Source organism: Magnetospirillum sp. SS-4 (assembly GCF_902729425.1).
Classification (GTDB): Bacteria; Pseudomonadota; Alphaproteobacteria; order Rhodospirillales; family Magnetospirillaceae; genus Phaeospirillum.
Genome location: NZ_CACVCH010000013.1, coordinates 24,007 through 49,701 on the forward strand (window position 1 = coordinate 24,007; position 25,695 = coordinate 49,701).

The window sequence follows — 25,695 nt, forward strand, 5'->3', positions numbered from 1 at the left end:
CGACAACGCCCGTGTATGTCACTGGCCTGCGTATAAAGAATTATTCTCCATACGCGCAGTAAAAATCACGACGTACAACACCAGTTGTTGCATATTAAAAATTGTGCGTTAGCTATGCGTTAGTATCGCGCCTTATGGCTGCCTATATCTGCTGTGAAAATGTAAGCTACCTTCATTCTTTGTGCGCCAACTCAATATCCACGCCTCTTGCAACGACAAAATCAACTATTGCAGTTGTCAGCAGTTCTAGTAGCTCGTCAATATGTGCCGGTTTTTGCATAAACCGATTTGCACCAGCATTATGCACCAAAGTGCCAACGTTAGTCTCGTCCTGTGACGACATAACGACAATTGGGATGTTCAACCACGAGTAAAATGAACGTATATATTTGGTAAGCTCAATTCCGTTAATAAAGTTCATATGTATGTCTGTAATTACTATGTCGTAGAAATTGTCTTCGCTTTTAAAGCGCTCACCCAGCATCTTTATTGCTTCCACGCCGTTAGCGGCTCTATCTATTATGCTGCTATATTCCATCTGCTCAAAAAGGAATAAAACAAGTCGTGCATAGCTATCGTCATCTTCAACAAGTAGCACCTCTACCGAACGCCCCATTTTGAAACTCCGCACACAAAAAGCTGCCCAGCCCCATGTGCCAGACAGCTTCTTCGTCACGTCCCAAACCCTGCATTACCGCGGAATTTGGAGATCCGTGTTAGCGCAAAATGCACATCCAATGCGGGTATGCCGTTGAGCGCATTGCATTTTTACGCTTTGAAATGCTGCCTGCTTCATACCTGTTATATCCCAAAAGCATAGTTGCAATCTACCACCTTTGCATCGTCAGCCCTTCCGCAGCGTCGCCATGCGCTCTTTCTTCGCTGCCGCTAGGGCCTTGTCCAGTTCGCCCGCTGCCACAGCCTCCATCAGCGTCTCGATCACGCCCGCAAGCTGCTCCAGCTTGCCCACCAGCACCGCCGTGTTGTCGCCGTTCAGCTTCAGTGGCTGATTGCCATAGCGCAGTTCCAAAAGTCAGTTGTACTCGTCACTTCGTTGGCAATGGCGGAGGCTTTCGCGTCAGGGCAGCATAGCACGGAGGCCGTACTGCGATAACTTGTCCGGAATCCAGACAAGTTGGCCGAGCCACAACATACATCATGTATGTTCATCGGCGTGTCGTGTTACACGACACTCGTCCCGTCAGATTTCTCATGCGAGCCGTTTGTCGGAAAACCCGACAGGCATAATCCAAGACTCCGTCGTGCTATATATAAGGCGCGCCTGTCGTGTAACACGACAACTCAGGGCTTCTTTTTCGGATTGGGCGGTCGCTTCAGCTTCTTCAGCTTCTCCGCATCCAGCGTCAGCCAATCAATGTCCGTGTTGAATTCGTTGGCCCTGCTCACCGACGTGTCGTGTCCGTAATAGCGGTGGATCATGTCGGGGCTTGTGCCCATGTTGATGGCGACCAGCCGATCCGAAACGCCTTCATTGAGCTTCAGCGTGGCATAGGTATGGCGCAGGCAGTACGGGGTAAATGGGTCGCCTTGCACGTCGGTTTCCATCTTCAGCGCCTTCAACATGGTGTTGAACTGCCGCTTGAATGAAACGACGGCCTCGCCAGTTTCCTGATTGGCCAAGACAAAATCGTCCTCGCCATTGAATTTGCTGACATAGCGAAAACCCGACAGCATCGGCCACACGAAACTGTCGCAACGCACCAGCCTCGTGCCCGTTTTTGTCTCTTTCACAATGGTCAAATAGGCGTGCGGTACGTCATCAACGACCTTGAGGGAGAAGTGCTTCCACTTGATCGGCTGATGCTCTTTCCCTGGCCGCAGGCCCGTGCCGAGAACAAGATGGATGAAGGCGCTGAAAACCAGCCGTTCGTTGGTGAGCTTTTCCGACTGAGTGTCGGGGAAGCTGTTGCAGTAGTCCAAGATGGCCTTGGCCTGTTCCTTGATGAATGAGGGGCGTCGCTTCACAACGCCCTTATCTCCTCGTGTCGTCTTTTGCCCGATGTTCGGCATGCGCGAACCGTCAAGGTAGTCATTGTTGACCGCGAATTTGAAGATTTGCCGCAGCACAGTGTCTTCCGCATCGCCCTTGCCCTTGCTCGCGACCTTCTTTTCTCGCGTATAGGTGGTGCCATCGGCCCGTCGGATTGTCTCTTCCCGCTGCTCAGCACCAGGGCCTGTCTGCCAAAACGCCGCTCGCCATATCTCGTAATCGGCCAAGGTCTTTTGGGTGATCTGCGTGATCTTGTGCTTGCCGAAATACGGGATGTGATAGCGCTTCACGATCTTCGTGTAGTCGCTGATCTTGCGGGGCTTGTTGGTCGGATCGCGGCCAATGGCAGCAAGCCAAAGCTCGGCAACCGACTTGAACGACTTGGTGTGCGGATCAAGCCCTTGCTCCGTCAGCACCTCGGCCCGCATCTTCTCCCGACGCGCCCATTCCACGGCCTTGTCAAAGTTGCGCTCGCCCGTGCTGCGCACAAAGGCGTTGCCGTCCTCCCTGACAATCCGCGCTTGCCACATGCTGCTGTTGGGCCGCTGGTAGAGCGCTATCGCCCTGTCATCAAGGTAGAAATATTCCGTCTTCTTTTCACGGGGCATTTCACACCAAAACAGCTAATAATTGCAGTAACCGCCCATGTGCTCGCTGCGAGCTTATGTGAAAAGAGTGTGAAATGCAAAAAGCCGCTTTTCAGCGGCCCTGCATCATTGATTTTATTGGGAAAAATGGTGCCGGCGAGAGGACTCGAACCCCCGGCCCGCGCATTACGAATGTATGTTCCAAAAATATTGCATTGAAATATATAGCGTATTACTGCCATTCGCGAAATGTGAAAAGAGTGTGAAATAAACTGCGGAAAACATTATGATAGTTTCATAACAATATATGGTGCGCAAAATCAGCAACGCACCCAACAATTAGCGTCATTGAGTGCATTTTGCGCAGCGAAAATGCGCGGGTCGCAACTTAATAAGTTCTTTGTTTGTTCTTGTCCGATTTTGCTCGTTATCGTATGCTATAATGGGAAATCTGACCACCGAACGCGGCGGTCGGCCGTCGTGTAACACGACAGTGATGCAGCCAACTTGTCGGGAAACACGACAACTGCCTCCTGTCGGTTAAGCCGACAAGGCATCCGCTCTGACCGCGTTGCTGACGATGCAGTTCAATTCGCTGAGCTTGCGGCAGTTGTTCTGCTCCATCTCGGTCGTCGCCACAGCGGCGTATTTGGCCGACATGGATGCAAGCCGTTGCGACAGCCGCATCAGCACCAGCAGCGACGGTGGCCGCTTCCGCGCTTTGGCGCAGGACATATAGCTGCGCGACTGGCCGAGCCAAAACCGCGAGAACTCATACTGGCTCTCGACCATCCACATATCCCGCAATTCCCTATAGACCGTTTCCAACAGCATGTCCGTTCTCCCTCAAGGCGTTTCGTCCCGCTATTTAGCCCTCCGCGCTAAATACGCTTGCGGAGCAGCGCCACGCTGGACGCTGCCGCAAGAAGGAGAAAACGCCATGAACAGACTGACCTATTTGCCGAGGGGCTATTGCGAGATCGGCTTTGCCAACGAGGTTGTGACCATCGAGGAGGCCGTCCATCAGGCCATCATCGCTATGCTGCTGCGGATGACAGCGAGGCGGACGCCTTGTACTGCGGTGCTTTCAGGTTCGCATTGCGGGTCGGCTGAAGGTCAAATTTCCAGTCAGTGCCATTGATCTGCACGACGCACCGGGTGGGCACGTCGCCGCGATAGCCCATGAAAGCGATGCCGCAGTTCACGCCAAGCCCTTCGCAATTTCTATCCTGGAATTCATGGATGGCGCTGGCGACGTGCTTACGGGCCAATCTGCCCTCGGCAGCTTCGGCCTTGTCCAGCCAGAAGGGAATGACCTGGCTGCTGACTGCCTCGTACCACTGCCGCGCTTCCACGTCCTGGCCGCGCTCCACATAGACCAATTCCTCCACGTGACGTGGGCTGCGGAAATTCACGCGGTACTTCTCGTCTCCGACCTCCAATTGGCCGCGCACATAGCTGCGCGAACTGCCATCGACCCAAAGCGATATCGTGGCCTTCACCTGAGCTGTTGGCCAATTGGCCTTTGCCCAAGTGGCGAACTCCTCATTGCCTCCAAGTGGCTCCCTCTTTCTCCCCAATGGCTCGTCCGATTTGGCGGCGAAGCCACGAAGTGGCGCAGCCGCATCGTCAATCACATTGTCATTCATTCCGATTGGGCAGATCGCCTCTCTTTCTTCCGAGTGGCGAGCAGCAAGCGAGCCACCATCGACGAAATCGACCGAAGGGCCATTGGGCGTGGCCGAAGGCCGCGAGTGAGCCAAAGGCGCATCGATTAGTTTTAGCAATAGCTTAGCAATAGTGACTTCATAAGTCGTTGTATCAACAGACGAATTTGCCCCTTTGGTGTGGAAAACGTGTGGGAACCGTGTGGAAACGGTGTGAAAAGTGTGTGGAAAGCGCCCGTTCAGATAGGCCATGCGGCCACTTGATGCATGGGCGTTTGTCCAATCCACGGCTTCCTTGATTGGCCGACGCTGCGCCTTCGTCATCTGTATTGCGCCTTGATGGGCCACCTGGATGCCGTAGTGCATGTCCAACTGCCTGACCAGCCAATCGCCCTGCTTCTCGGACGAACGCCCCTTTTGATGAAAGGCCGCGATGCAGCCAATCAGCATGTCGTCATAGCGATGGCCTCCCTGGTGCTCGCATAGCTTGTTGATGTGTCTGTTCCATTGAATGTTTGCCATTTGCGTTTTCCTCCATGAGCGTTTTCAGTGAAAACGCTGGGGCGGCCTGGAAAACGCTGATGAAAGAGGCTGTCACTGATCCCGTCGGACGCAGTTAAGCCCCAGCATTGTATTTATCCCGATCAGCCGCGCTGCCAATGTGGATTTGGAAAATAATTTCAGCCGTCTTGTCACGTCGCGCCATATTGCTGCATGGCAGCAATCGCGTCATTTGCAAGTCATTGATCTTATAGCCGAATTTCAGTTGATTATCGCCTTGTCGTGTTACACGACACTCGCGCCCGTAGGTTTAACCTACAGGCGGTCGGCCTCCACGCAGCCAACTTGTCGGGAATCCCGACAACTCCCCCATGCCCATAAATAGTGTCGTGAAACCCGACAACAGGGAGACGACGATGCGGGCGTGGGAATTCATGACGGAAGAAGCGGCGGCCAACAGCTTCGCGGACAATCTGAAGCAGCAGGCTGACACCAAGGCTGATCAGGCTAAGAAGCTCAAGCAAGCAGCATCCGTCCAGAAAAAACGCGAGCAGATAAACAGCGTCAGAGCGTCCCTGACCAAGAGGCAAGGCGAACTGGGCAAGGTCATGGCATCGGCCTCTTCGTTATAGATGGCCTCCGTATCGGCTACGGATAATCGGTCCTGCCGGGATCTGGTAAAATCTCAATCCCTGGAAATGCAGTTGGGGCCGTCTCATGAGTGCCGCGCCGTTCTGGCCCCTTTTCGGCCTCCAACCTCCGTCTCAAGACTCGCGATTACGGGAGCATGGCATGAGCCAGGATGGAGAAAAGTGCAAAACGCTCAAGGCAATGAGGAAAAGGCCCGCGCTGGCAGGAAACGATCACATTGATTTTCATCGGCGCACGATTAACTCCATGCTCAATTGCCCAAATGGCCGGGAATGTGAAGATCGTTCACTCTGCACCATTACCTGCGCCGCACTTCTGAGTGAATTACCCGTCAAGCATGACTGACAATCAGCGCTTTACCGTCGCGGTGATCGATGACGACGAGAGCTTTCGCGAAGCTGCTTTGTGGCTTGCCGCATCAAGAGGCTATTCCACAACAGGCTATGCCGATGAAAGCACCTTCTTGCGCGGACATCCTCTTGATGCTGTGGGGTGCGCCCTCATGGACCTGCGATTGGGCGAAAGATCGGGGCTTGATGCATTCCTGCAAGCGCGTGACCAGGGATTTGATATGCCCGTCATTATGATTTCTGCCTACGGTGATATTGCGACCGCCGTTCGTGCCGTTCATATGGGAGCATTTAGCTGGATCGAGAAGCCTATTCGGAATGAAAAATTAATCAAGGCGATTGAGGCAGCTTGTGCCGCACATGATGATATTTGTCGTCGTTATGGACGAGCCGCGAATTATGTTCGTAATTTCTCCATGCTTACTCAGCGTGAGCTTGAGATTTATTGGCATCTCTGCAAAGGACTGACTGCAAAGGAAATTGCCTCGGAGCTGGCCATAAGCCATCGGACGGTCGAGACGCATCGCAATCAAATTTCTGCGAAGCTGTGCATCCGCTCAATTAGGGATTTCTCATCCGCCGCATATCATACCAGATTTTTCGCCCCAAACGCCGCCGCATCAGTATCGGATACTTAGTTTCCTGTGCTGAGCGTAGCCCACTTAGTAATCAGACCGAATATCCCTGAGCCGTTCTGTTTGAGACAACCACTTCCAGGTGGCGTGCTTGTCTCGCGCAGATTACTCAAGGGGAACACTCAAATGAAACATTTTGCCGCTCTGGTCTGCTCGGTTGCCGTGTGCGCGACCATCGCAAGTGTCGCGACCGCCGCTGAAAATCAGCCCGCGAAGAAGTCTGGGTTCTACATGGGGGCTGAGGCTGGTTGGTCAGGGTCGCAGAGCACCAACTGGGGCGACGACCAGGGCAACACCAACATTCAAGTTTTTGGCTCTCAGAACGGAAGCCCGAATAAGCTGAATGCAGACGCAGGAAATGCCGCCGTCATGGGGCTGATGTTTGGCTATCAGTTTACCGATTGGTTCAGGGCCGACCTCGGCGTTGATTATCGGACGGGCTTTCAGGTGGATGGTTCCCGTACCGACATCACCATCAAGCAGTACAAGTCTGATGTCGATGTGTGGACTGTCATGGCCAATGGCTATGTTGAGCCGTTCACTTTCGGTAACTTCAAGCCGTATGTTGGCGTGGGCCTCGGAACTGCGATTGTCTCTACCAGTGGCGGTTATATCAATGATACCACCTCTGCGGGTGGCGTCAGCGGTAGAACCCAGACCAATTTCGCCTGGGATGCCAAGGCTGGTGTTGGTTACGCGCTGAATGACAAGTGGACCTTGGATTTGAGCTATCGTCACCTGGACGCGGGCAAGGTCGCTGTCGGAGGCGGTAGCGGGTATGGCCAGACCAAAGGTGATAAGCTGGAAACCAATGAGGTTCTCTTGGGCGTTCGTTTCGGTCTCTGATCGGCTATCAAGGCAATACAATAGGGCGGCCTTGGGCCGCCCTATTTTGTTGTGATGCTTCTGAACCCGCTACAGAATCTCTACCGCAGCCCGCATCATTTCGTCGTTCACATCAATGTAGCGCTGCGTCGTGCTCAGGTGCTTGTGCCCCGCCAGCGTCATGATGACCTTGGCCGATACACCCGAATGAGCGAGCCGCGTGATGAACCAGCGGCGGCCACTGTGGCTGGTCGCGCCATCAATACCGGCCTCATCATAGATCTGACCAAACAACTGGCACAGAGTGTTGGGCGAGAATGCCGTACGCTTCTGCGTCATCAGCAGCGGCTCCGCGATATCAAATGTCGTGTAACACGACACATAGCGCTCAATTTCTTTTCTCAGCTTGCCATTGATGAAGATCGTTCGTGCTTCATTAGCCTTGGTCATCGCTGCGCGGAGCGATATGCTGTCGCGCAATCGGCGTTCACTGTCAATTACGTCGCCAAGCTTCAGTGCCGCGATCTCTCCGACCCGCAATCCCGCGTAATAGCTCAGCATAACCGCCATACGGTTGCGGGACGCGAAGCGAGACTGCGCGATAACTGAGAGGACGCGTTTGAGTTCTGCTTCAGTTGGTACTCTTGCCTGCTTCATCGCAACACCTCATAAAATGTACGCTTTACGTATTTAATATTATACGATAGATATATGGCGGATCGCTACGGCGCTATTCTTTCGTAAGTTTCAATGCGTTAACGTGAAACATAATGAAACATAGCTTTTATGAGGTATTTTCCTGGGCAGTAAGGCCCCGTAAGGGAGCCGCGCTCTTTCGTGCCGCAGGGACAAGTGCCGTTTATGTTTTTGCGTGGATCGCCCTGTTTCGTGCGGCTATTGCCATGGGAGCCGCCCCAGGGGTAAGCGCTTGGTTCCCCCCTGCGGGTTTGACTTTTGCATTTCTTCTCAGGTTCCCGCGCTTGTGGCCCGTGGCATATGTTGGCGTTGGCTATATCGTTGCCACTGCACCGTATCCGCATTCAGCAATTGCCATTTTTCTCTCGTGGGTCATTCCACCGACGACTTACGTTGTTGGTGTTCATGCCTTGCGGCGCTCGCTGGGTTACGCGCGAATTGACCTCGCCAACATGCGCCACCTGATTGCTTTCTCAATAGTCTCGCTGCTGGTCCCCGTCGTGGCGGCGCTGGCCCTCATCGCGACCTTCTGTGCCGATGGACTGATCCTCTGGTCAAATTTCTGGGATATGGTTCTGCGGTTCTCCCTCGGTGATGCAATCGGCATCGTCACGCTCACCCCGATATTGCTGTTGACGCGTAGTGATTGGGTGGCGGCCATAAGCGGGCGCTCACTGATCTGGCTGATCGCCAGCTTTGCCGCAATCGGGCTGGCGCTCTATGTGGAAACGGTCGCCGTCATTCTGGGGCAAGACCAGGGGCCGATGTCGTATTTCCTGATGCTCCCCATTGCCTGGACAGCCATGCATTTCGGCAATGTTGGATCGTCGGCATCCAGTTTGATCGCTAATATCTCAATTACCTTAGCGAGTTGGTTGGCCCCCGATCATCGGATTGTCGCGGGCGCTCCCTACTTCATGCTGTCGGTCGGCTATCTCGGCCTGATCATCGGCAGCATGACCAGTGAACGCGAGCGAAGTGTGCAGAAGCTGCGGGTGCAGGAACGCGCTCTTGATCGCGCCTACACCCATTTTACAGGGCAGCAAACGGCGGCGAAGCTGGCTCACGAAATCCGACAGCCATTGGCGGTGGTCTCAACCTATGTCGAGGGGCTTGTCGGATATATTGAGAAGGACACCAATCGTACCGATGATGCACTGATGCTGGCTAAACGCACAGACCGCGAGGTTCAGCGCATCGGGGAAATCATTTCCGCTGCTCAGTCCAAAATTGAACATGCGGCAGGAAAGCGGGAGATTTTTGATTTCGCCAGCGTCATGCAAGACGTTGATCCCCTGTTACGCCAGATTTGCAAGGATCACGGTGTAACCGCGAGTTTTGATGTGGCCACATCGGCTCAGGTCTCGGGCATCAAAGCATCCTTGCAGCAAGTAATGGTGAATTTTGTGCGGAATGCCTGCGAGGCCATGAGCACGACTTCTCCAACGGACCGCCACCTCATGGTGGAAAGCAGCCACGACGACGAGCGGATCAACGTGACCGTTTCGGACACTGGAATGGGTCTTGCTGAGGACTTGGAGAAGGCTGGTCATGCACTGTTTGCATCCACAAAAGTCGGAGGCAGCGGCTTTGGCCTTCCCATCTCAAAAACCATCATCGAGGGGCATGGGGGGGCTTTGTTTATCATGAACCGCCCAGAAGGTGGTGCGGTTATTTCGTTCTGGCTCCCCATTGTGAAGGCCGACCGATCATGAGCGACAATCAGCACTGTACCGTTGCCGTGGTCGATGATGATGAAAGTTTCCGCGAAGCCGTTGTCTGGCTGCTGTCGTCGAGGTCTTTCAATGCCGCAGGTTACGCCGATGCCGCATCGTTCTTCGCCAAGCACCCCATCAAGGCTTTGGGCTGTGCTTTCATGGACCTGCGGTTGGGCGACCTGTCGGGCCTGGACGCGTACAGACAGACGCGTGAACGCGGCTTTGATATGCCTGTCATTATGATCTCCGCATACGGGGACATCTCAACGGCAGTCCATGCCGTTCAACTCGGAGCTTTCGGCTGGGTTGAAAAGCCGGTGCGCAACGAAAAGCTGGTTGAAATGGCTGTGTCGGCTTGCGCTGCGCATGAGCAGATATGCAAGCAATATGGTCGTGCGGTCGATTATGTCCGCAATTTCTCTCTGCTCACACCTCGCGAGCGGGAAATCTTGATGCATCTTGGCAAAGGGGCTACCGCAAAAGAGGTCGGCTTGGAATTGGAAATTAGCCACCGCACTGTTGAGACGCATCGCAATCAGATTGCGGAAAAGCTTGGCCTGAAATCTGCGCGAGACATTGCCGCAGCTCTTTTTCATACGCGGCATTTCTATGCAGAAGGGTCTGTTGAATGAATTATTTTTGCTCCCGCAGCGTGGCCGCTGCAATGTGTGTCGCCTCCATGGGAGTGATGCCCGCAGTCGCGGCTGAAGTTTCCAGCGACCATAAGCCGTCGATCAGTGGAACGGTGAATATGTTCATTGCCGACCGTTGGCGCTTTGCGGCTGAAGACAAAACCCAGCGCAATGACCTCTTCGTTTTTGTCGAGCCGTTCATAAAGGCAAACCTCAACAAAGAACTCTCAATTCAAACGCTATTCACCTACGACCCTGCCGTCGATCCCCATCCCGATGAAAGCCGTGCATTTGCGAATGAACAGCTGCACCTGAAAAACTTGGTCATTGACTACAGCAAGGACGAATGGGGCGTCTATGGCGGAAGGTTTGCCGCCGAATTTGGTCAGGCCTGGCTCACGCTTCCAGGCTATTTCGGCAGGGAACTGGCTGAGGACAACGCCATATGGGATCGCAACGGTGTTGGCGGCTGGATGAATGTGAAAGGCGGTGAAGCGGGGACCGTTCGCCTTGCCGCGAGCACCTTCATGCTTGACACCACTATTATGAGCAAATCGTGGATAGGGACGCCGACACGGACACGCAAGCGGCAATTTGACGGTGGAGCAAGCAATACGGGGCGTCTGGATTCTTTTGCAATATCCGCGACGGGAACCAAGTTGCCATCACTTGAGGGGTTTTCCTGGCATACGGGGGTATTGCGGCAGGAGGTCAGAAAAATCAGCACCACTAATTCCGATATTCCCGATGGTGAACTCGGTGTGGTCGGAGGCATTCGGCAGGAATGGAAATTTGACGAATGGCTTGTTGTGGCCCCGATGTTTGAGTATCAGCATTTCTGGAACAGGGGCGGTGTGCAGGGAGCGGAGCGGGATTACGTCTCAACGGGCATGGAGGTAAATCCTGCGAATTGGCGACTGAGCGTCGGCTATACGCTACGGGTCAGCAATGCGCCCAATGCCGAGGAAAAGCGCGACTATCTGTTCAACACGAGCCTCGGCTATGAGTTCGGAAACGGCGTTCGCCCCGAAATCGGCTACCGCGTCAGGAGCATCGACAGCCTTGAGGTGTACGAGATTACCTCACGGGTTCTGTACGTCTATAAATTTTGATCCAGGATCGATTAAGCATATTGGGGCGATATCTTTATAGAGATCTGTCTGGCGGTATTTGCGGATCAGATTGCATTCTTAAACATTCCACCGCAACCATTACCAACTCATAGGCCAGTCCATTCCCGCAGGCGCGGATTTCCTCGGCGGCACGTTCAAGAAACATGGCAAGGGCTTGCGGTGATGACGCCTGCTCTTTGGCGTGCCAGCGTTCAGGGTAAATGATCATTGATCACCCCCTTTCACGCCGAAACCGAGGAAACCTGAAGCGCCCGTGCGAGAGAGGCGTCAGCTTGATGCAGATGAATAATCAAATCGGGGATGAGGAAATCCAGAATTTTGGCAGCAGCGACAAAGTCGCCTTTGTCGCAGAGTGCCTCTTTCAGGTTATTGGCTATTCTTCTTGTTTCATAATGGGTTGCCCTGTGGCGCTCATCTTCGTGATCGCCCGCCTTTGTGAACAGCGTTTCCTCAAAAAGAAAATGCTGTTCGTTGACTTCCTCAAATTCCGCGAAAGCAATTTGAGCGGCTCCCAGGAGCCGCGCTTCCACAGCAGCGGCCACGGTGTCCAGTCGCATGAATAGCAGATGATGGGCCTCATCCAGTTCGGGGATGCCCAATATCATGCTGTCTGTCCATCTGAGCCGCATGGCCGCCGCTTTCGCCGATCCAATCAGCAAGGGTGTCATTGCCGCGTGATGGCGTGTATCCGTAGCGGCTACGGAGGCGCGAGAAAGCTGTTCTGCGAATGGTGTCGTGTTACACGACAGCCGCCTTCTCCATCAGCAGCCCAGCTTCCAGGCCAGCAGCCATAACGGCATCGCCCATCGGCCTACGCACTTCCTCGGGCAACGTCACGGCGGTGCGCCATGAGCCGTCAGGCGCGCGGTAATTGGGAAGGGTGATTTCGGTCTTGCTGCCATCGGCACGAACCTGAACGCCGTGCAGGATGACGGACACGCCATCAATGAGCAGTTCCACATCGGCCAGCGCCAGCAGGCGTCCAGCATGAACGGGCGTGATGGTCAAAACGGTGATGGTGGCCGTGCTGGTTTCCATGCCTGAAAAATATCATGGGAGGCATTGCCCACAAAAGCGAAGACCCCCGACTGCTTGGCAGGCGGAGGCTTCGCTGGTTAGGCCGCTTGGGAGCTTGGCGGCGACTGGTTGGGTGTCGGGTTACACGACACGGGGTTGGAGGTGGCCGCACTGGTCGGCGGCGACTGGTTGGGTGTCGGGTTACACGACACGGGGTTGGAGGTGGCCGCACTGGTCGGCGGGGACTGGTTGGGCGTCGTGTTACACGACACGGGGTTGGAGGTGACCGCACTAGTCGGCGGGGACTGATTGGGCGACGGTGTTTGGGTTGTAGTGCGCAAACGGTTGCGAAGCTTAAATTTGAGGACCATGCTTTCAAGCTGCATCAACAGTCCGCGCACACTGCCGCCGTGCGTTTCGGCAAAATGCTTGATTTGCTGATCGCTCATCGACAGCCCTTCCGCATTCAGCACCCGCTTCACCAGGGGGACGAGCTGCTGAACAGGAAGAGGGTCGAACAGAAACGCCTCTGACCGACTTTGAATTCCACCGTCCAGTTTGTTGATGGTGTTTGTAGTAAAGATAAACATTGCGCTCTCGATGAATTCGTCCAGAACGCCCTTCAACGAAAACTGTGCGGCTGCAGTAAGCTGTTCGGCTTCGTCAATGATGACAAACTTCGCGCCAATTTTGTTCCATGATACGTAATTCAGGAAATCTTCAATTGCACGAACCTCATTAATCCCGCGAACCATACTTCCATTGATAAAGCGCACATCATTCACTTCATCAACATCATCAACAACGGCCTTCGGCAACAGGCTGGCGACTGTCGTCTTGCCAGTCCCGAAAGTTCCATGAAGAATAATATGATTAAAGCGAACTGCATTTTCATAGAGCTTAATGCCAATTTCCGTATCAGTGTCGGGATACACGACATCAGCAAGGCACTTAGGCTTGTACTTAGTAACAAACGAAACCATTTTCTTTCTCCTAGCGGCTGGTGGATTTGTGCTGGAGGAGCGCCGCACCCCTCCAACACTGTTGGCCTGTTTTAGGCCGCAACATTAGCCTCAGTATTTTCATCATCTGCCTTGTAGGTGATTTCAAATTTTACACTGCTAATATCAATATTGCCGTCGTCATCATGGATATTGATATCTTCAGCCTCCTGTTCCGCCTTCTGTGCTGCCGCAAGCCGCCCATCAGGGGAATATTCCCACTTCCTCTTCTCTTCATCATCCTTCATTTTCCGCTCAATTGCCCGCTTTTCAGTCGCCTTATTCTTCTTAACGCACTTGCCAACGGACTTTTCCAGCAGCTTTTTTTCTTCGTCCTTGCGTGCCTTTTCTTCGGAGGCAACGACCTTAATGACCTGCGACTTTGCGTGGTCGTCGTTGACCTTGCCGACGAACTTGACGACGCTCAGGCTGCGATCAGGCGCAATGCGGGCAAGCACCATCACGTAGCCAGTTCCTTCGGGAAACTTGGAGCTGGGGGCAGTGGTGATGATGGCGGGCGTCTTGCTCAGCTGCGCATCGGCCTTGGTGAAAGCCTCAGTGCTTTTGGTCGATCCCGAGGAAGTGCTGCCACCCGTCGTGTTGCCAGTCCGAATAGCCTCAATGCCGCCCTTGTTCTTGACCCATGCCGTAAAGTCCGCGGTCGCTTTGCCCTTGTCTTCGTGCGCGGCCCGCATCACCGTCGCGTAGGAGCTGACGCGGCGGCGGTCATTGTCCCCGAAGATCAGCTTCATCAGCTTATTCGCGGGATGCAGCGTGGAGATGAACTTGATGCTATTCGCCTCCAGCAGCTTATCAACCTGGTCAACCAGAAACACATTGGCGACCATCTGCTTGTACACATCAAAGCAGGCGCTCAAGATCGTGTAGAGCTTGGCATTGCTGGCTGCGAGTTCGGTCGCTTCCCAGCTGACGCGCTGCTTGATGAGATTCTTGCAAGTAGTGGCGATGGAAGTATTAGAATTATTCATAATGTAGCTCTCCTTTATATTGTCAGGCTTGGCGCCGATCTCGTCGGTCAAAATTCAGCCGTGACGGTGTTTTTATTGATATTGGCTTTACGGGCAGCGCGGACGCCACATACACGCAATAGCCAAATTATATTAGTGCAATTAAGCGCTTAAGATGTGTCGTTAGGCATGGTTATCCTCCTCTGCTCATTTGCAGTTAAAATCCGAGATGGAGCAGCGCTGCGATGTAAAGTAAAAAACTATAAATTAGGCGCAAATATATCTTAGCGATGACATTGAATATCGTCGCAGTTCTTTTGCATCGATGTTTATGGAAGGTTTTAACTTGGCCTGCTGGCCGTGGGTTTTGGCGAAAAAAATACTGACCACTTTGTGATTTGCGGTCAGTTTATTTTTTTAAGGTGTTGCGCTTGACTGATTGGGAGACTACCAGAGCCACAAAATCTGTCAAGGAAAAAGTGAAGAAACATGGTTGACGAAGACTGTATTTTTATGGCAGCCACTCTGGCGTGACCTAGTCATTTGATTTCCCGTGATATTATTTTTTAGGCCGCTTAACAGGCTGCGGAAAAACTCTCGTCATTCCCGCGAAAGCGGGAATCCATGCATCAGCAACTCAATATCTTGTATCTAATCCCTCTCTTGCATCAACATGGCCCCCCACCTGCGCGGGGGTGACGATAGAAAGGGAGAGGGAACGAGTTTTTCCGCACCCTGTTAAATCTTGCTGGGAAGTTAACACGGCAAGGCTCAATTTCATCCTTACAGGCCTCTGTCGTGTAACCCGACACCCCCTGCCGTAGGTTAAACCTACACCTGCCTTTCGGTTGTCCAGCTCGGCGATCAGACCATAGTGTGTTCGTCATGTATTCCTATTTGGAGGATGTGATAATGAGTGCATTGGACAAGCTGAAGCTGAGCGAAAAGACCCGACGTGCTGTTGTGGCCACGCCTGAAGGGCGCCTGCGGCACAAGCTGGTGGAGGCCATCAACCAGCAGATCGCTGCTGCGGAAGCGATGCAGAAGGGCGAAGGATTTGAAATTCGGCGCAAGCGCTGGACGAAGGACAGCGAGGGCAACAAGACCCTGCAAGACCGACTGGTCAAATTTCGCCCCTGGTACTGGCAGGAGGCCAATGGCGCGTTCATGCTGGAAGTGCGCTACGGCAACAAGATCATCGAGATCAAGCCGAAGAAGACGGCCATTGAGATCGGCGATGTGGCGGAACTGGTCCCGACGCTGACGCTGGTGCGCGATGCGGTGGTTGCTGGCGAACTGGACAAGCAGTTGGCCGCGATGAAGGGACGCTTCGGCAAGAAGCTCGCTTAACGCCAAACAGCCCCGTACAAGCGGGGCTGTTTCCATGAGTGCCGTACTGCATTCCCAACAATTCCCCGGCGTGTACGACGCGCAAAGGCCCGCTGCGGCGGTGGCCTATAAGCGGCAATCTCAGTTCCGTTCACACAGGCGCGCGCATGGTGCGCCGAACTGAGTTGGACAGCCATGTAGCCGCCGCCACATCTCAAACGGTGTAAGAACGTAGAATGCGCCAAACACACAGAAGACTATGATTGATGCATTCCAAATAATATTGCCAAATTCAATATTAATTACAATGTATGAAATAATAGCGATGATTAAAGACGCAAGCAGCCATAGCATTAATGATGGTATTTTATACAGTGTGCACAGAGTGTGTTTATTTTTATTTGAAAGTATCATTATTCGCTCTCTTCGCATCGCGGTGGGGCCCAGGGGGGGGCAGGCAGAGCCGCCAACCAAGTGCTCATTTTCTCAGTTTGAGGGTGTATTGTCCATTCGTAGAATTTACGCTAAAACTTTAGTATTGGTCTGCGTGGTTGTCTTTGCCTCGTCCCAGCAATCATGGCGAGCCTGGGGGGCTAATCCCGCTAAAACACTGGCCCAAAAATTCACTTTTTGTTCGGCGCGCGTTCCGAATGACGCACCCATATTCTGATTGCCGAACCGTGGCGGTCGGCATCAGAGACAGGGGATGCCCAGCCTGTCGTGTAACACGACAACTCAGGGCTTCTTTTTCGGATTGGGCGGTCGCTTCAGCTTCTTGAGCTTCTCCGCATCCAGCGTCAGCCAATCAATGTCCGTGTTGAATTCGTTGGCCCTGCTCACCGACGTGTCGTGTCCGTAATAGCGGTGGATCATGTCGGGGCTTGTGCCCATGTTGATGGCGACCAGCCGATCCGAAACGCCCTCGTTGAGTTTCAACGTGGCATAGGTATGGCGCAGGCAATACGGGGTAAATGGGTCGCCTTGCACGTCGGTTTCCATCTTCAGCGCCTTCAACATGGTGTTGAACTGCCGCTTGAACGAAACGACGGCCTCGCCAGTTTCCTGATTGGCCAAGACGAAATCGTCCTCGCCATTGAATTTACTGACATAGCGAAAACCCGACAGCATCGGCCACACGAAACTGTCGCAGCGCACCAGCCTCGTGCCCGTTTTTGTCTCTTTCACAATGGTCAAATAGGCGTGCGGTACGTCATCAACGATCTTGAGGGAGAAGTGCTTCCACTTGATCGGCTGATGCTCTTTCCCTGGCCGAAGTCCCGTGCCGAGAACGAGGTGGATGAAGGCGCTGAACACCAGCCGCTCGTAGGTAAGCTTTTCCGACTGAGTGTCGGGGAAGCTGTTGCAGTAGTCCAAGATGGCCTTGGCCTGTTCCTTGGTGAATGAGGGGCGCCGCTTCACCGCGCCCTTATCCCCTCGTGTCGTCTTTTGCCCGATGTTCGGCATGCGCGAACCATCAAGGAAGTCGTGGTTGACCGCGAATTTGAAGATTTGCCGCAGCACAGTGTCTTCCGCATCGCCCTTGCCCTTGCTGGCGACCTTCTTTTCCCGCGTATAGGCGGTGCCATCGGCCCTTCGGATTGTCTCTTCCCGCTGCTCGGCACCAGGGCCTGTCTGCCAAAATGCCGCTCGCCATATCTCGTAATCGGCCAAGGTCTTTTGGGTGATCTGCGTGATCTTGTGCTTGCCGAAATACGGGATGTGGTAGCGCTTCACGATCTTCGTGTAGTCGCTGATCTTGCGGGGCTTGTTGGTCGGATCGCGGCCAATGGCAGCAAGCCAAAGCTCGGCAACCGACTTGAAGGACTTGGTGTTCGGATCAAGCCCTTGTTCTGTCAGCACCTCGGCCCGCATCTTCTCCCGACGCGCCCATTCCACGGCCTTGTCAAAATTGCGCTCGCCCGTGCTGCGCACAAAGGCGTTGCCATCCTCCCTGACAATCCGTGCTTGCCACATGCTGCTGTTGGGCCGCTGGTAGATCGCTATCGCCCTATCATCAAGGTAGAAATATTCCGTCTTCTTTTCACGGGGCATTTCACACCAAAACAGCTAATAATTGTAGTCACAGCTCGCGCACTCGCTGCGAGCTTATGTGAAAAGAGTGTGAAATGCAAAAAGCCGCTTTTCAGCGGCCCTGCATCATTGATTTTATTGGGAAAAATGGTGCCGGCGAGAGGACTCGAACCCCCGGCCCGCGCATTACGAATGCGCTGCTCTACCAACTGAGCTACGCCGGCCCATGACGTGGCGCGGACGTTACCGCCGCCGCCGCCGATTTGCAAGCACCGCCGTCGGACAGGGCTGGGCAACGGGTCCGGGTCAACCGCCGCCCAGAGCCGGAACCGCCGCTCCGAGGTATCCACGGCGGGATGAATCGTGCTAAAGCTTCCCGCCTTTCCAATGTGACGTGGTGTCGAGGTTGATGGTGAAGCGCTGGTTGCCGTGGCTGCTCAAGGGCGTGCTGTCGGTCGGACTCATCTGGTTCGCGTTCCGGAATATCGATCTCGACGCCGCCTGGGTTCAGGCCAGGACGATCGACCCCGCCATGCTGGCCCTCGCCCTCGGCCTGGGGGTGCTTCAGATCCTGCTGGGGGCGGTGCGCTGGTGGCTGGTGCTGCGCGCGCTGAAGGCGGCCTTCTCGGCGACCCAGGCCCTGCTGGTCTATTACATCGGCGTCTGCTTTTCCATCGTCACCCCGGTGGCCGGCGACGCCCTGCGCATGTGGAAGGCGCATCGGTCCGGACTGTCGCTGAAGGGCAGCGTCAATTCGGTGATGCTGGAGCGGGTGGTGACCATCCTGGGGCTGGTGCTGCTGGTGGCGGCGACCCAGCCGCTGCTGCTGTCCCGCGTCCCCGACATTCCCGGCTCCTGGGTGTTCCCGCTGCTGTCGGTGGCCGGGGTCGCCGGCATCGTGCTCCTGAGCCAGTTGGACCGGCTGCCCCAGACCCTGCACCGCTGGCGGCTGGTGCGCGGCCTCGCCCATCTGGCCGGCGACACCCGCCTGCTGTTCCGCCAGCCGGGATGGAGCGGCGGCACCCTGGCGGTCGCCATCATCGGGCACGCCAACCTGTCGGTGGTGGCCTATGTCCTGGCCCTGGGGCTCGGACTGGGGGACAAGGTCGACATGATCGATTGCCTGGTGCTGGTGCCGCCGGTGATCCTGGCCCTGACCCTGCCCATTTCCATCGCCGGATTCGGCGTGCGCGAGAACGTCATGAAGGTGGCCTTCGGCTATGTCGGCGTCGACGAGACCTCGGCGACGGTGCTGGGGCTGCTGTTCGGACTGAGCGGCATGATCACGGCCCTGCCGGGCGGCGTTCTCTGGCTGTTGTCCGCCGACCATCCCAGGCCGGAGGAAATCGCCGAGGTCGAACATGCCGTCGAGGACGCCGCCGAGAAGGCATAGGGGGCACGCCCCGGACGGACGGACGGAGCGGAAGGGAGGCCGAGGCATGACCAAGGCGCTGGTCGTTCTCAGCGATGCGCGCTTCAGCCTGCTGCGCAGCACCTGCGCCGAACTGGCCGAAGGGCTGGCCGAACTGGGCGTCGAGGCGGCGCTGGCCTGCTTTCCCGACCCCGCCGACGGACAGGCGGCGTTCGAGGCGGGCTATGATCGGGTCCTGGCCCGCATCCAGGCCATGGTCGATGCGGACGACGATTTCTTTCTCGTCGACCTCAACTGCAAGCTCAGCTACACGTCCCTGCGCCGACGCCGGCCGTTGCGGCGGTTCAGTTACGTCACCGACGCGCCGTGGAGCCAGTTCGACCATATCCATTCCGTCGGCGACGACACCACCATCAGCTATGTGGACCGCCACCACGCCGCTTTTCACCAGCGTTTCGCCAGCGGACGGCGGACGGTGTTCATGCCCCACGGCGGACCGCCGCCCGACCCGGCCTGGCATGACGAACGCCCCATCGACGTCCTGTTCATCGGCAATCTGGCCCCGCCTTGCCGCATGGAACAGTTCGAGGCGGCGCTGGCGCCGCTGCCGGAACCGCTTGGCCGCGCCGCCCGGCTGGCCCTCGACATGGTTCTTTGGGATGGCGGCGAGCCGTTCACCGCCCTCGATGGAGCGCTGGCGGCGGAAGGGCTGACCCCGGAAGGCCTGGGGCTGAGGCCATTCCTCGACCTGCTGCGCTTCCTGTCCGCCTTCGCCGAATCCCACGCCCGCCACCGCCTGCTGACCGGCCTGGGGCGGGTCAGGATCACCGTGGCCGGCCGGGTCGCGCCCGGCTTTTTCGACACGGTGCCGGACAACGTCCATCTGCTTGGAATGGTCGACGAGGCGGCGGCGCTGGCGCTGATGCGGCGAAGCCGCATCCTGCTGAATTCGGTGACGGTGTTTCCCGCCGGCTCGCACGAGCGCGTCTGGTACGCCATGGCCTGCGGCGCCGCCGTCTGCACCGAGCGCAGCAGCTTCATCGGGGAAACCCTGGATTGGGGGACCCATCTGCTGGACGCGGCCGACGCCATCGCCAGCGGCGGCGACACCCTGGCCGAAGCCCTGGCCGCCCCGCCCGGCGTGCTGGAGATGGCGCGGGCGGCGCGGATTCCCTATTCCGCCAATCATACCTGGCGGCGCCGCGCCGGCATCATCCGCCGGGCGATGACCGGGGGCTGAGCCCTTCCCCGCCCGTCATTCGCCGATCAGCGCCAGCCAGTCCCGTTCGGTCAGGGTCGCGACGCCCAATTTGGCGGCCTCGGCCGCCTTCGACCCCGCATCGAGGCCCACTACCACGTAATCGGTCTTCCTCGATACGCTGCCCATCACCTTGGCGCCCAGGGCCTCGGCGCGGGCCTTGGCCTCGGGCCGGGTCATGGCGGTCAGGGTGCCGGTGAACACCACCGCCTTGCCGGCCACCGGCGACGCGGCGGCCTCCACCACCCTGGCGTCCTCGACCCGACCGCCCAACGCCTCCATGGCTTTCTTCAGTTCGCCCAGAGCATTGACGTTGTGGCCCTCGGCAAAGAAGTCGAGCAGGTCGCGGGCGACGGCGGGGCCGATATCCTCGATGGAGGTCAGTTCGGCCAGCGCGGCATCCCCCCCCTCCATCGCCGCCATCCAGGATTCCAGGCTGCCGTAATGGCGCGCCAGCCGTTTGGCGGTGGCCTCGCCGACCTGGCGGATGCCGAGAGCGAAGATGAAGCGTTCCAGCCCGATGGTGGCGCGTCCGGCAATCGCCTCGAACAGTTTTTCGACCGAGCGCTTGCCCCAGCCGTCGCAATTCTCCAGCTTCCGGAGCGGACTTTCGTCGTTGGTCTTTTTCAGCCGGAAGATGTCGGCCGGGCTTCGGACCCAGCCCAGGTCCCACAGGAACTCGATGGCCTTGTCGCCCAGCCCCTCGATGTCGAAGGCGTTGCGCGAGACGAAATGCTTCAGCCGCTCCTTGGCCTGGGCGGCGCAGGTCAGCCCGCCGGCGCAGCGGCGGATGACTTCACCCTCGGGCCGCACCGCCTGGGCGCCGCAGACCGGACAATGGTCGGGAAAGGCGAAATCCGCCGCACCGCGCGGCGTGTTTTCCACCACGCCGACGATCTGGGGAATGACGTCGCCGGCCCGCTGGACGATGACGGTATCGCCGACCCGGACCCCCTTGCGGGCAATTTCATCCTCGTTGTGGAGTGTGGCGTTGGACACCACCACGCCGCCCACATTGACCGGCGTGAGGCGGGCGACCGGGGTCAGCGCCCCGGTACGGCCCACCTGGATCTCGATGGCCTCCAGCAGGGTTGTCGCCTGCTCGGCCGGGAATTTGTGGGCGATGGCCCAGCGCGGCGAACGCGACCTCATGCCCAGGCGGCGCTGAAGCTCCAGGTCGTCGACCTTGTAGACGATGCCGTCGATGTCGTAGGGCAGTCGGGCGCGGCTCGCCGCCATCTCGTCGTGGAAGGCCAGCAGCGCCGCCACGTCGGGGCAATGCCGGACATGGGGATTGACGGCGAAGCCCCAGGCCTTAAGCCGTTGCAGATACTGCCAATGGCTGGCGGCAACCGGCTCGGACGTCTCGCCCATGGCGTAGGCGAACAGGCTGAGCCGGCGGCCGGCGGTGACGGCGGAATCGAGCTGGCGCAAGGACCCGGCAGCGGCGTTGCGCGGATTGGCGAAGACCTTGCCGCCCTCCGCCTCCTGACGCTGGTTCAGCGCCAGGAAATCGGCCTTGGACATGTAGACCTCGCCCCGGATCTCGATCAGGGCGGGGGCCTCGCCGTCCAGCCGGCGGGGCAGTTCGGCCTCGGGCAGGGTCAGCACGTTGCGGGTGACGTCCTCGCCCTCGGCGCCGTCGCCCCGCGTGGCGGCCTGGACCAGGATTCCCCGTTCGTAGCGCAGGTTGATGGACAGGCCGTCGATCTTGGGCTCGGCCACGTAGGCCGGCGACGCCGCCAGTTCCAGCCCGAGAAAGCGCCGCACCGTTCCGTCGAACTCGATGACGTCCCCGGCCGAGAAGGCGTTGTCCAGCGACAGCATCGGCACACGGTGGCGCACCGTGCCGAAGCCCTCGGCCGGGACGGCGCCCACGGCGCGCGATGCCGGACTTTTCGCCGCCAGTTCGGGAAAGCGCGCCTCCAGTTCCAGCAGGCGCCGCCTGGCCGCGTCATAGACGTCGTCCGTGACCTCGGGGGAATCGGCGCCGTGATAGGCCCGGTCCCAGCGGGCGATGCGCTCGGCCAGTTCGCTGTGCTCGATGCGGGTCTCGAAATCGGCCAGCACTATGATTGATCGCCCCGATAGACGGTGACGCGGTCGCGGCCCTGGCGCTTGCCGTCGTAAAGCGCCTGATCGGCCTGTTCCAGCGATTCCTCCACCGAGAGGTCGGCCGACAGCAAGGTGATGCCGAAGGTGGCGCTGACCGGAATCGGGGTGCCGGCCTTGTCGGCCACCGCCAGGACATTGAGCGAGGCGCGCATGCGTTCCAGCACCATGATCCCGGCCTCCAGATTGGCGGCGGGCAGGCAGACCAGGAACTCCTCGCCGCCATAGCGGTAAAGGATGTCGTAGGGCCGCACCGCGCCGCGCAGACTTTCGGCGACGGCGCGCAGGACCTTGTCGCCGGTGGCGTGGCCAAAGGTGTCGTTGATGCGCTTGAAATGGTCGATGTCCACCAGACCGACGCAGCAGGGCTGCTTCAGCCGGATGGCGCGGTCGCGCTCGCTGACCAAATGGGTCATCATGGTCTGGCGATTGCCCAGCCCGGTCAGCGGATCGACGGTGGCCAGGGTCCGCCACGCCTCGCGCTCCAGATTCTGGGCGGCGGTGCCGAAGGCCAGGACCAGCGCCATCATCGCCTCGTAATCCGAGGTGGTGATGGTCTGCCCCGCCACCGCCCGGTCGGTGATGCAGTCGGCGGTCTGGTGAATCTCGCGGTGCAATTCCCCCAGCAGGTCGAAACCGGCGAAGCCGCCCAGGGCGCTTCCGGCGGAGGCGCCCTCGTACCACTCCTCGAACGGACAGGCGGTGGCGGCGTCGGACTGGCCGCCGCCGTCGCTCCAGTTGAGAATGGCGCTGTACCAGCCGCGCAGCCAGTCCATGTGTCCGCTCAGCGCCCGCTGATAGTCGCTGAGGCCGGAGAATATCTTTTCCGCCTGAAGCAGCGGCGGCATCTCGGCATGCATGTCAGTGCTCCTCGCGCCAGGAGGCCATGGCCTGTCTCGCCAAGGTCGGCGGGGCGAAGTGCAGCCCCTGGCCCGTCGCATAGCCGAGATCGAGCAGGGTGGCGGCGGTCTCGGCGTCCTCGATGCCCTCGGCCACCACGTCGATGTCCAGACGGCGGCACAGGTCGAGAATACCCTGAAGAATGGCCCGCTGTCGCGAGGAGGCATGGCAGCCCTGCACCAGCGAGCCGTCGACCTTGACGATGTCGAAATGCTGGCGGCACAAGACGTTGATGGAGGACAGGCCGGTACCGAAATCATCCAGGGCCATCCGGACCCCCAGGTTCCGCAGTTCGGTCATGCTGCGCCCGGCCGCGTCCATGTCGTCGATCAGGGCGGTTTCGGTCACCTCCAGGCACAGCCGCGACGGCGCCAAGCCGTGCTGATCCAGCATGCGCCGCAAGGTGGCGGCCAGATCGCGATCCTGGAACAGCCAGCCAGAGAAATTGACGGTGACGAACGGGGCGTCCGGGGCGTCCCCCAGGTGGGAGGCCACCGTCATGGCGCGGTCGGTCATGGTGAGGTCGATGCGCCGGATCAGGCCGGTGCGCCGGGCCATGGGCAGAAAATCGAACGGCCGCATCAGGCCCATGGTTTCCGACCGCCAGCGCGCCAGGGATTCGTAGCCCAGGGCGGCGCCGCTGCGCAGGTCGACGATGGGCTGGAGATAGGGCTCGATCTCGCCGCTGATGATGGCCTCGGCGATATTGCGTTCCACCACCAATTCGTTGTAGCCCGCGCCCAGATCCGAGGATCGCAGGGCGACGATGTCGTCGCCGGCGATCAGCGAGGCCTGGGTGTCGCGCAGGCGCCCCACCAGCTTGCGCATCAGTTCGGCGAAGAACGGATCGGATTTGGCGATGACCTGCTGAATCTGCTCGGCCGAGACCTCCACCAGCAGGCAGTTGCCGATGGCGGTGGCGGTGGCGGAACGGGGCGAGCCGTCGATCACGCCCATTTCGCCGAAGACCTCGCCCGGTCCCAGCATGGCCAGGGTCTGGCCGCCGCCGTCCGGTCCGACCGAGATTTCGACCGTGCCTTCCTCGATCAGGAAGGCCGCGTCGGCGGGCTCGCCCTCTGAAAAGATCAGATCGCCGGCGTCGATCTTCCTGGTCCGCATTCCGAAAGTCTCCCGAGGCTGTCTCCCGGCGGAGGCTGCACCCAGCCGCCGGCCTAGTCAACCATGCCGGAAGCGGATTGGCTAGCATCGGCCACTTCCACCCGGTTCCGGCCCATGGCCTTGGCCCGGTACAAGGCGGAATCGGCCTGGTCCAGCAGGGCGGACACGTCCGCCTGGGCGACGTCGCCGCGATCGAGGCAGGCGATGCCGATACTGACCGTCATGCCGAACTGATGCCCATGGGACGGCCGCACCACCACCTCGTCCACCTGATGGCGCAGGCGTTCGGCGATGACGCAGGCGCCGTCGCGTCCGGTGTTGGGCAGGGCGACGGCGAATTCCTCGCCGCCCAGCCGGCCCAGGATGTCGTATTCACGCAGGCAAAGCCGGCAGGCGGCGACGAAGGCCCGCAACGCCTCGTCGCCGGCGGCGTGGCCGAAGGTGTCGTTGACGCGCTTGAAATGATCGATGTCGAGCGCCAGCAGCGCGAAGGAACGGCCCATCCGCCGGGCGTGATCCAGTTCCAGCCCGGCGAGATGGTGAAAATGGCGGCGGTTGGCGATGCCGGTCAGGGAATCGCGGGTGGCCAGCACCTCCAGTTCCGCCACATGCTGCCGGGTGTCGCAGAAATCGCGCAACGACAGCGCCAGGTCGGCGACGCCGCCATCCTCGCCCAGCACCACCGGCACCCGCTCGATGGCCAGACGCAGAAGGGCGGTGGCCTCGTCGTCCCGGTCTCCGCAGGCCGTCGGATAGGCCCCCACCGCCAGCCAGCCGCCGCCGACCGGCAGCACCAGCCGCTGCCAGGTCTCAACCCGGCCGCCGTCGAACGGCGCGGTATAGGAACGCCACAGCGGCCGCCCCACCTGCCGGGCATAGGCGTATTCGAATTCCAGCATGCCGCGCCGCTCGGCCGGCAGCACGTCGGCCGGCAGCACGTCGATGACGCAACCGGTCAGGTCGGCGCCGAAATGCCGGGTGAAGGCGGCGCCGTAATGGACATAGCGGTTCCCCGCCGGTTCGGCCTCGATGACCAGCAGATGCGGGGCGTGCCGGGCGAAATGGGCGGCCGGGTCGGCGATATTGCCGCCCGCCGCCCGCCATTCGGCCAGCAGGTCGAGCAAGCGCGCGTCCATGACCTTGGCGATAAGAGCGGAGGCTGTCGTTGCCTGCATGAAAAGA

The 25,695-nt window shown here is 58.2% G+C and carries 26 protein-coding genes and 1 tRNA gene; 10 read left to right on the top strand and 17 right to left on the bottom strand.

The window, feature by feature from the left end:
* Positions 1-172: 172 nt before the first annotated feature.
* The 5 genes from MTBSS4_RS03115 to MTBSS4_RS03135 form a co-directional block, all read right to left on the bottom strand.
* Positions 173-676, bottom strand: a complete 504-nt coding sequence (locus tag MTBSS4_RS03115; protein ID WP_173981943.1) for a response regulator — start codon at positions 674-676, stop codon at positions 173-175.
* Positions 677-844: 168 nt separating this feature from the next.
* A complete protein-coding gene (locus MTBSS4_RS03120) occupies positions 845-1,030 on the bottom strand; it encodes a hypothetical protein (protein ID WP_254432358.1) in 186 nt (61 codons plus the stop codon).
* A 272-nt stretch (positions 1,031-1,302) separates the two neighbouring features.
* A complete protein-coding gene (locus tag MTBSS4_RS03125; protein WP_173981944.1) occupies positions 1,303-2,619 on the bottom strand; it encodes a tyrosine-type recombinase/integrase in 1,317 nt (438 codons plus the stop codon).
* 519 nt (positions 2,620-3,138) lie between these two features.
* Positions 3,139-3,432: a DUF6626 family protein gene (locus tag MTBSS4_RS03130; protein WP_173981945.1), complete on the bottom strand. Its 294-nt coding sequence runs from the start codon at positions 3,430-3,432 to the stop codon at positions 3,139-3,141.
* 203 nt (positions 3,433-3,635) lie between these two features.
* Positions 3,636-4,787 carry a hypothetical protein gene (locus tag MTBSS4_RS03135; protein ID WP_173981946.1) on the bottom strand — a complete coding sequence of 384 codons (1,152 nt, stop codon included), beginning with the start codon at positions 4,785-4,787 and terminating at the stop codon, positions 3,636-3,638.
* Between the two features lie 395 nt (positions 4,788-5,182).
* Between MTBSS4_RS03135 and MTBSS4_RS03140 the strand changes: the two genes are divergently transcribed.
* The 4 genes from MTBSS4_RS03140 to MTBSS4_RS03155 all read left to right on the top strand — a co-directional run bounded on the left by MTBSS4_RS03140 (position 5,183) and on the right by MTBSS4_RS03155 (position 7,248).
* A complete protein-coding gene (locus MTBSS4_RS03140; protein WP_173981947.1) occupies positions 5,183-5,398 on the top strand; it encodes a hypothetical protein in 216 nt (71 codons plus the stop codon).
* A gap of 160 nt (positions 5,399-5,558) precedes the next feature.
* Positions 5,559-5,762 carry a hypothetical protein gene (locus MTBSS4_RS03145; RefSeq protein ID WP_173981948.1) on the top strand — a complete coding sequence of 68 codons (204 nt, stop codon included), beginning with the start codon at positions 5,559-5,561 and terminating at the stop codon, positions 5,760-5,762.
* Complete coding sequence (locus tag MTBSS4_RS03150) at positions 5,755-6,405, top strand: response regulator transcription factor (protein WP_173981949.1); 651 nt, start codon at positions 5,755-5,757, stop codon at positions 6,403-6,405. Before MTBSS4_RS03145 ends, MTBSS4_RS03150 begins: the two co-directional genes overlap by 8 nt.
* A 123-nt stretch (positions 6,406-6,528) precedes the next feature.
* Entirely contained in the window at positions 6,529-7,248 is a 720-nt protein-coding gene (locus MTBSS4_RS03155; RefSeq protein WP_173981950.1) for an outer membrane protein, read from the top strand.
* A 69-nt stretch (positions 7,249-7,317) separates the two neighbouring features.
* Here MTBSS4_RS03155 and MTBSS4_RS03160 read toward each other — a convergent pair whose 3' ends face one another.
* The gene (locus MTBSS4_RS03160) at positions 7,318-7,884 is read right to left on the bottom strand and encodes a site-specific integrase (RefSeq protein ID WP_173981951.1); all 567 of its coding nucleotides are present in this window, start codon (positions 7,882-7,884) and stop codon (positions 7,318-7,320) included.
* A gap of 113 nt (positions 7,885-7,997) precedes the next feature.
* Here MTBSS4_RS03160 and MTBSS4_RS03165 point away from each other — a divergent pair, with 113 nt between their 5' ends.
* The 3 genes from MTBSS4_RS03165 to MTBSS4_RS03175 are packed head-to-tail and all read left to right on the top strand — an operon-like array spanning position 7,998 to position 11,385.
* Positions 7,998-9,638, top strand: a complete 1,641-nt coding sequence (locus MTBSS4_RS03165) for an ATP-binding protein (protein WP_173981952.1) — start codon at positions 7,998-8,000, stop codon at positions 9,636-9,638.
* On the top strand, positions 9,635-10,273 hold the full coding sequence (locus MTBSS4_RS03170) for a response regulator transcription factor (RefSeq protein ID WP_173981953.1): 639 nt from the start codon (positions 9,635-9,637) through the stop codon (positions 10,271-10,273). Before MTBSS4_RS03165 ends, MTBSS4_RS03170 begins: the two co-directional genes overlap by 4 nt.
* Positions 10,270-11,385: a hypothetical protein gene (locus tag MTBSS4_RS03175; RefSeq protein ID WP_173981954.1), complete on the top strand. Its 1,116-nt coding sequence runs from the start codon at positions 10,270-10,272 to the stop codon at positions 11,383-11,385. Before MTBSS4_RS03170 ends, MTBSS4_RS03175 begins: the two co-directional genes overlap by 4 nt.
* A gap of 34 nt (positions 11,386-11,419) precedes the next feature.
* Here MTBSS4_RS03175 and MTBSS4_RS03180 read toward each other — a convergent pair whose 3' ends face one another.
* The 5 genes from MTBSS4_RS03180 to MTBSS4_RS03200 form a co-directional block, all read right to left on the bottom strand.
* Positions 11,420-11,614: a hypothetical protein gene (locus MTBSS4_RS03180; RefSeq protein ID WP_173981955.1), complete on the bottom strand. Its 195-nt coding sequence runs from the start codon at positions 11,612-11,614 to the stop codon at positions 11,420-11,422.
* Between the two features lie 13 nt (positions 11,615-11,627).
* Positions 11,628-12,011: a hypothetical protein gene (locus MTBSS4_RS03185; protein ID WP_173981956.1), complete on the bottom strand. Its 384-nt coding sequence runs from the start codon at positions 12,009-12,011 to the stop codon at positions 11,628-11,630.
* 133 nt (positions 12,012-12,144) lie between these two features.
* A complete protein-coding gene (locus tag MTBSS4_RS03190; RefSeq protein WP_173981957.1) occupies positions 12,145-12,444 on the bottom strand; it encodes a hypothetical protein in 300 nt (99 codons plus the stop codon).
* A gap of 77 nt (positions 12,445-12,521) precedes the next feature.
* Positions 12,522-13,406, bottom strand: coding sequence for an AAA family ATPase (locus MTBSS4_RS03195; RefSeq protein WP_173981958.1), 885 nt, complete (start codon positions 13,404-13,406; stop codon positions 12,522-12,524).
* Positions 13,407-13,477: 71 nt separating this feature from the next.
* Complete coding sequence (locus MTBSS4_RS03200; protein ID WP_173981959.1) at positions 13,478-14,464, bottom strand: hypothetical protein; 987 nt, start codon at positions 14,462-14,464, stop codon at positions 13,478-13,480.
* 840 nt (positions 14,465-15,304) lie between these two features.
* Between MTBSS4_RS03200 and MTBSS4_RS03205 the strand changes: the two genes are divergently transcribed.
* Complete coding sequence (locus tag MTBSS4_RS03205; protein ID WP_254432359.1) at positions 15,305-15,742, top strand: DUF6641 family protein; 438 nt, start codon at positions 15,305-15,307, stop codon at positions 15,740-15,742.
* Positions 15,743-16,456: 714 nt separating this feature from the next.
* Here MTBSS4_RS03205 and MTBSS4_RS03210 read toward each other — a convergent pair.
* Together MTBSS4_RS03210 and MTBSS4_RS03215 are read right to left on the bottom strand one after the other, a co-directional pair.
* A complete protein-coding gene (locus MTBSS4_RS03210) occupies positions 16,457-17,773 on the bottom strand; it encodes a tyrosine-type recombinase/integrase (RefSeq protein ID WP_173981961.1) in 1,317 nt (438 codons plus the stop codon).
* Positions 17,774-17,900: 127 nt separating this feature from the next.
* Positions 17,901-17,976: transfer RNA gene (locus MTBSS4_RS03215), tRNA-Thr, on the bottom strand.
* Positions 17,977-18,161: 185 nt separating this feature from the next.
* Here MTBSS4_RS03215 and MTBSS4_RS03220 point away from each other — a divergent pair.
* Together MTBSS4_RS03220 and MTBSS4_RS03225 are read left to right on the top strand one after the other, a co-directional pair.
* Complete coding sequence (locus MTBSS4_RS03220) at positions 18,162-19,145, top strand: lysylphosphatidylglycerol synthase transmembrane domain-containing protein (RefSeq protein WP_173981962.1); 984 nt, start codon at positions 18,162-18,164, stop codon at positions 19,143-19,145.
* 46 nt (positions 19,146-19,191) lie between these two features.
* On the top strand, positions 19,192-20,364 hold the full coding sequence (locus MTBSS4_RS03225) for a glycosyltransferase (RefSeq protein ID WP_173981963.1): 1,173 nt from the start codon (positions 19,192-19,194) through the stop codon (positions 20,362-20,364).
* Between the two features lie 15 nt (positions 20,365-20,379).
* Here MTBSS4_RS03225 and ligA read toward each other — a convergent pair whose 3' ends face one another.
* Genes ligA through MTBSS4_RS03245 form a run of 4 tightly spaced genes read right to left on the bottom strand, consistent with a single transcriptional unit; the run spans position 20,380 to position 25,688 of the window.
* Entirely contained in the window at positions 20,380-22,452 is a 2,073-nt protein-coding gene (gene ligA / locus MTBSS4_RS03230) for an NAD-dependent DNA ligase LigA (RefSeq protein ID WP_254432360.1), read from the bottom strand.
* Positions 22,452-23,354 carry a diguanylate cyclase gene (locus MTBSS4_RS03235; protein ID WP_173981964.1) on the bottom strand — a complete coding sequence of 301 codons (903 nt, stop codon included), beginning with the start codon at positions 23,352-23,354 and terminating at the stop codon, positions 22,452-22,454. Before MTBSS4_RS03235 ends, ligA begins: the two co-directional genes overlap by 1 nt.
* Before the next feature lies 1 nt (position 23,355).
* The gene (locus MTBSS4_RS03240; RefSeq protein WP_173981965.1) at positions 23,356-24,513 is read right to left on the bottom strand and encodes an EAL domain-containing protein; all 1,158 of its coding nucleotides are present in this window, start codon (positions 24,511-24,513) and stop codon (positions 23,356-23,358) included.
* A 53-nt stretch (positions 24,514-24,566) separates the two neighbouring features.
* Entirely contained in the window at positions 24,567-25,688 is a 1,122-nt protein-coding gene (locus MTBSS4_RS03245; RefSeq protein ID WP_173981966.1) for a diguanylate cyclase, read from the bottom strand.
* Positions 25,689-25,695 lie beyond the last annotated feature (7 nt).

Excerpts from the sequence above, each read along its gene's own strand:
- MTBSS4_RS03190 (WP_173981957.1), bottom strand. The coding sequence starts at position 12,444 with ATGGAAACCAGCACGGCCACCATCACCGTTTTGACCATCACGCCCGTT.
- MTBSS4_RS03140 (WP_173981947.1), top strand. The coding sequence starts at position 5,183 with ATGCGGGCGTGGGAATTCATGACGGAAGAAGCGGCGGCCAACAGCTTC.
- MTBSS4_RS03180 (WP_173981955.1), bottom strand. The coding sequence starts at position 11,614 with ATGATCATTTACCCTGAACGCTGGCACGCCAAAGAGCAGGCGTCATCA.
- MTBSS4_RS03175 (WP_173981954.1), top strand. The coding sequence starts at position 10,270 with ATGAATTATTTTTGCTCCCGCAGCGTGGCCGCTGCAATGTGTGTCGCC.
- MTBSS4_RS03130 (WP_173981945.1), bottom strand. The coding sequence starts at position 3,432 with ATGCTGTTGGAAACGGTCTATAGGGAATTGCGGGATATGTGGATGGTC.
- MTBSS4_RS03220 (WP_173981962.1), top strand. The coding sequence starts at position 18,162 with ATGGTGAAGCGCTGGTTGCCGTGGCTGCTCAAGGGCGTGCTGTCGGTC.
- MTBSS4_RS03155 (WP_173981950.1), top strand. The coding sequence starts at position 6,529 with ATGAAACATTTTGCCGCTCTGGTCTGCTCGGTTGCCGTGTGCGCGACC.
- MTBSS4_RS03165 (WP_173981952.1), top strand. The coding sequence starts at position 7,998 with ATGAAACATAGCTTTTATGAGGTATTTTCCTGGGCAGTAAGGCCCCGT.
- MTBSS4_RS03160 (WP_173981951.1), bottom strand. The coding sequence starts at position 7,884 with ATGAAGCAGGCAAGAGTACCAACTGAAGCAGAACTCAAACGCGTCCTC.
- MTBSS4_RS03210 (WP_173981961.1), bottom strand. The coding sequence starts at position 17,773 with ATGCCCCGTGAAAAGAAGACGGAATATTTCTACCTTGATGATAGGGCG.
- MTBSS4_RS03195 (WP_173981958.1), bottom strand. The coding sequence starts at position 13,406 with ATGGTTTCGTTTGTTACTAAGTACAAGCCTAAGTGCCTTGCTGATGTC.
- MTBSS4_RS03125 (WP_173981944.1), bottom strand. The coding sequence starts at position 2,619 with ATGCCCCGTGAAAAGAAGACGGAATATTTCTACCTTGATGACAGGGCG.
- MTBSS4_RS03185 (WP_173981956.1), bottom strand. The coding sequence starts at position 12,011 with ATGATATTGGGCATCCCCGAACTGGATGAGGCCCATCATCTGCTATTC.
- MTBSS4_RS03225 (WP_173981963.1), top strand. The coding sequence starts at position 19,192 with ATGACCAAGGCGCTGGTCGTTCTCAGCGATGCGCGCTTCAGCCTGCTG.
- MTBSS4_RS03145 (WP_173981948.1), top strand. The coding sequence starts at position 5,559 with ATGAGCCAGGATGGAGAAAAGTGCAAAACGCTCAAGGCAATGAGGAAA.
- MTBSS4_RS03205 (WP_254432359.1), top strand. The coding sequence starts at position 15,305 with ATGAGTGCATTGGACAAGCTGAAGCTGAGCGAAAAGACCCGACGTGCT.
- MTBSS4_RS03240 (WP_173981965.1), bottom strand. The coding sequence starts at position 24,513 with ATGCGGACCAGGAAGATCGACGCCGGCGATCTGATCTTTTCAGAGGGC.
- MTBSS4_RS03235 (WP_173981964.1), bottom strand. The coding sequence starts at position 23,354 with ATGCATGCCGAGATGCCGCCGCTGCTTCAGGCGGAAAAGATATTCTCC.
- MTBSS4_RS03245 (WP_173981966.1), bottom strand. The coding sequence starts at position 25,688 with ATGCAGGCAACGACAGCCTCCGCTCTTATCGCCAAGGTCATGGACGCG.
- MTBSS4_RS03170 (WP_173981953.1), top strand. The coding sequence starts at position 9,635 with ATGAGCGACAATCAGCACTGTACCGTTGCCGTGGTCGATGATGATGAA.
- MTBSS4_RS03135 (WP_173981946.1), bottom strand. The coding sequence starts at position 4,787 with ATGGCAAACATTCAATGGAACAGACACATCAACAAGCTATGCGAGCAC.
- MTBSS4_RS03150 (WP_173981949.1), top strand. The coding sequence starts at position 5,755 with ATGACTGACAATCAGCGCTTTACCGTCGCGGTGATCGATGACGACGAG.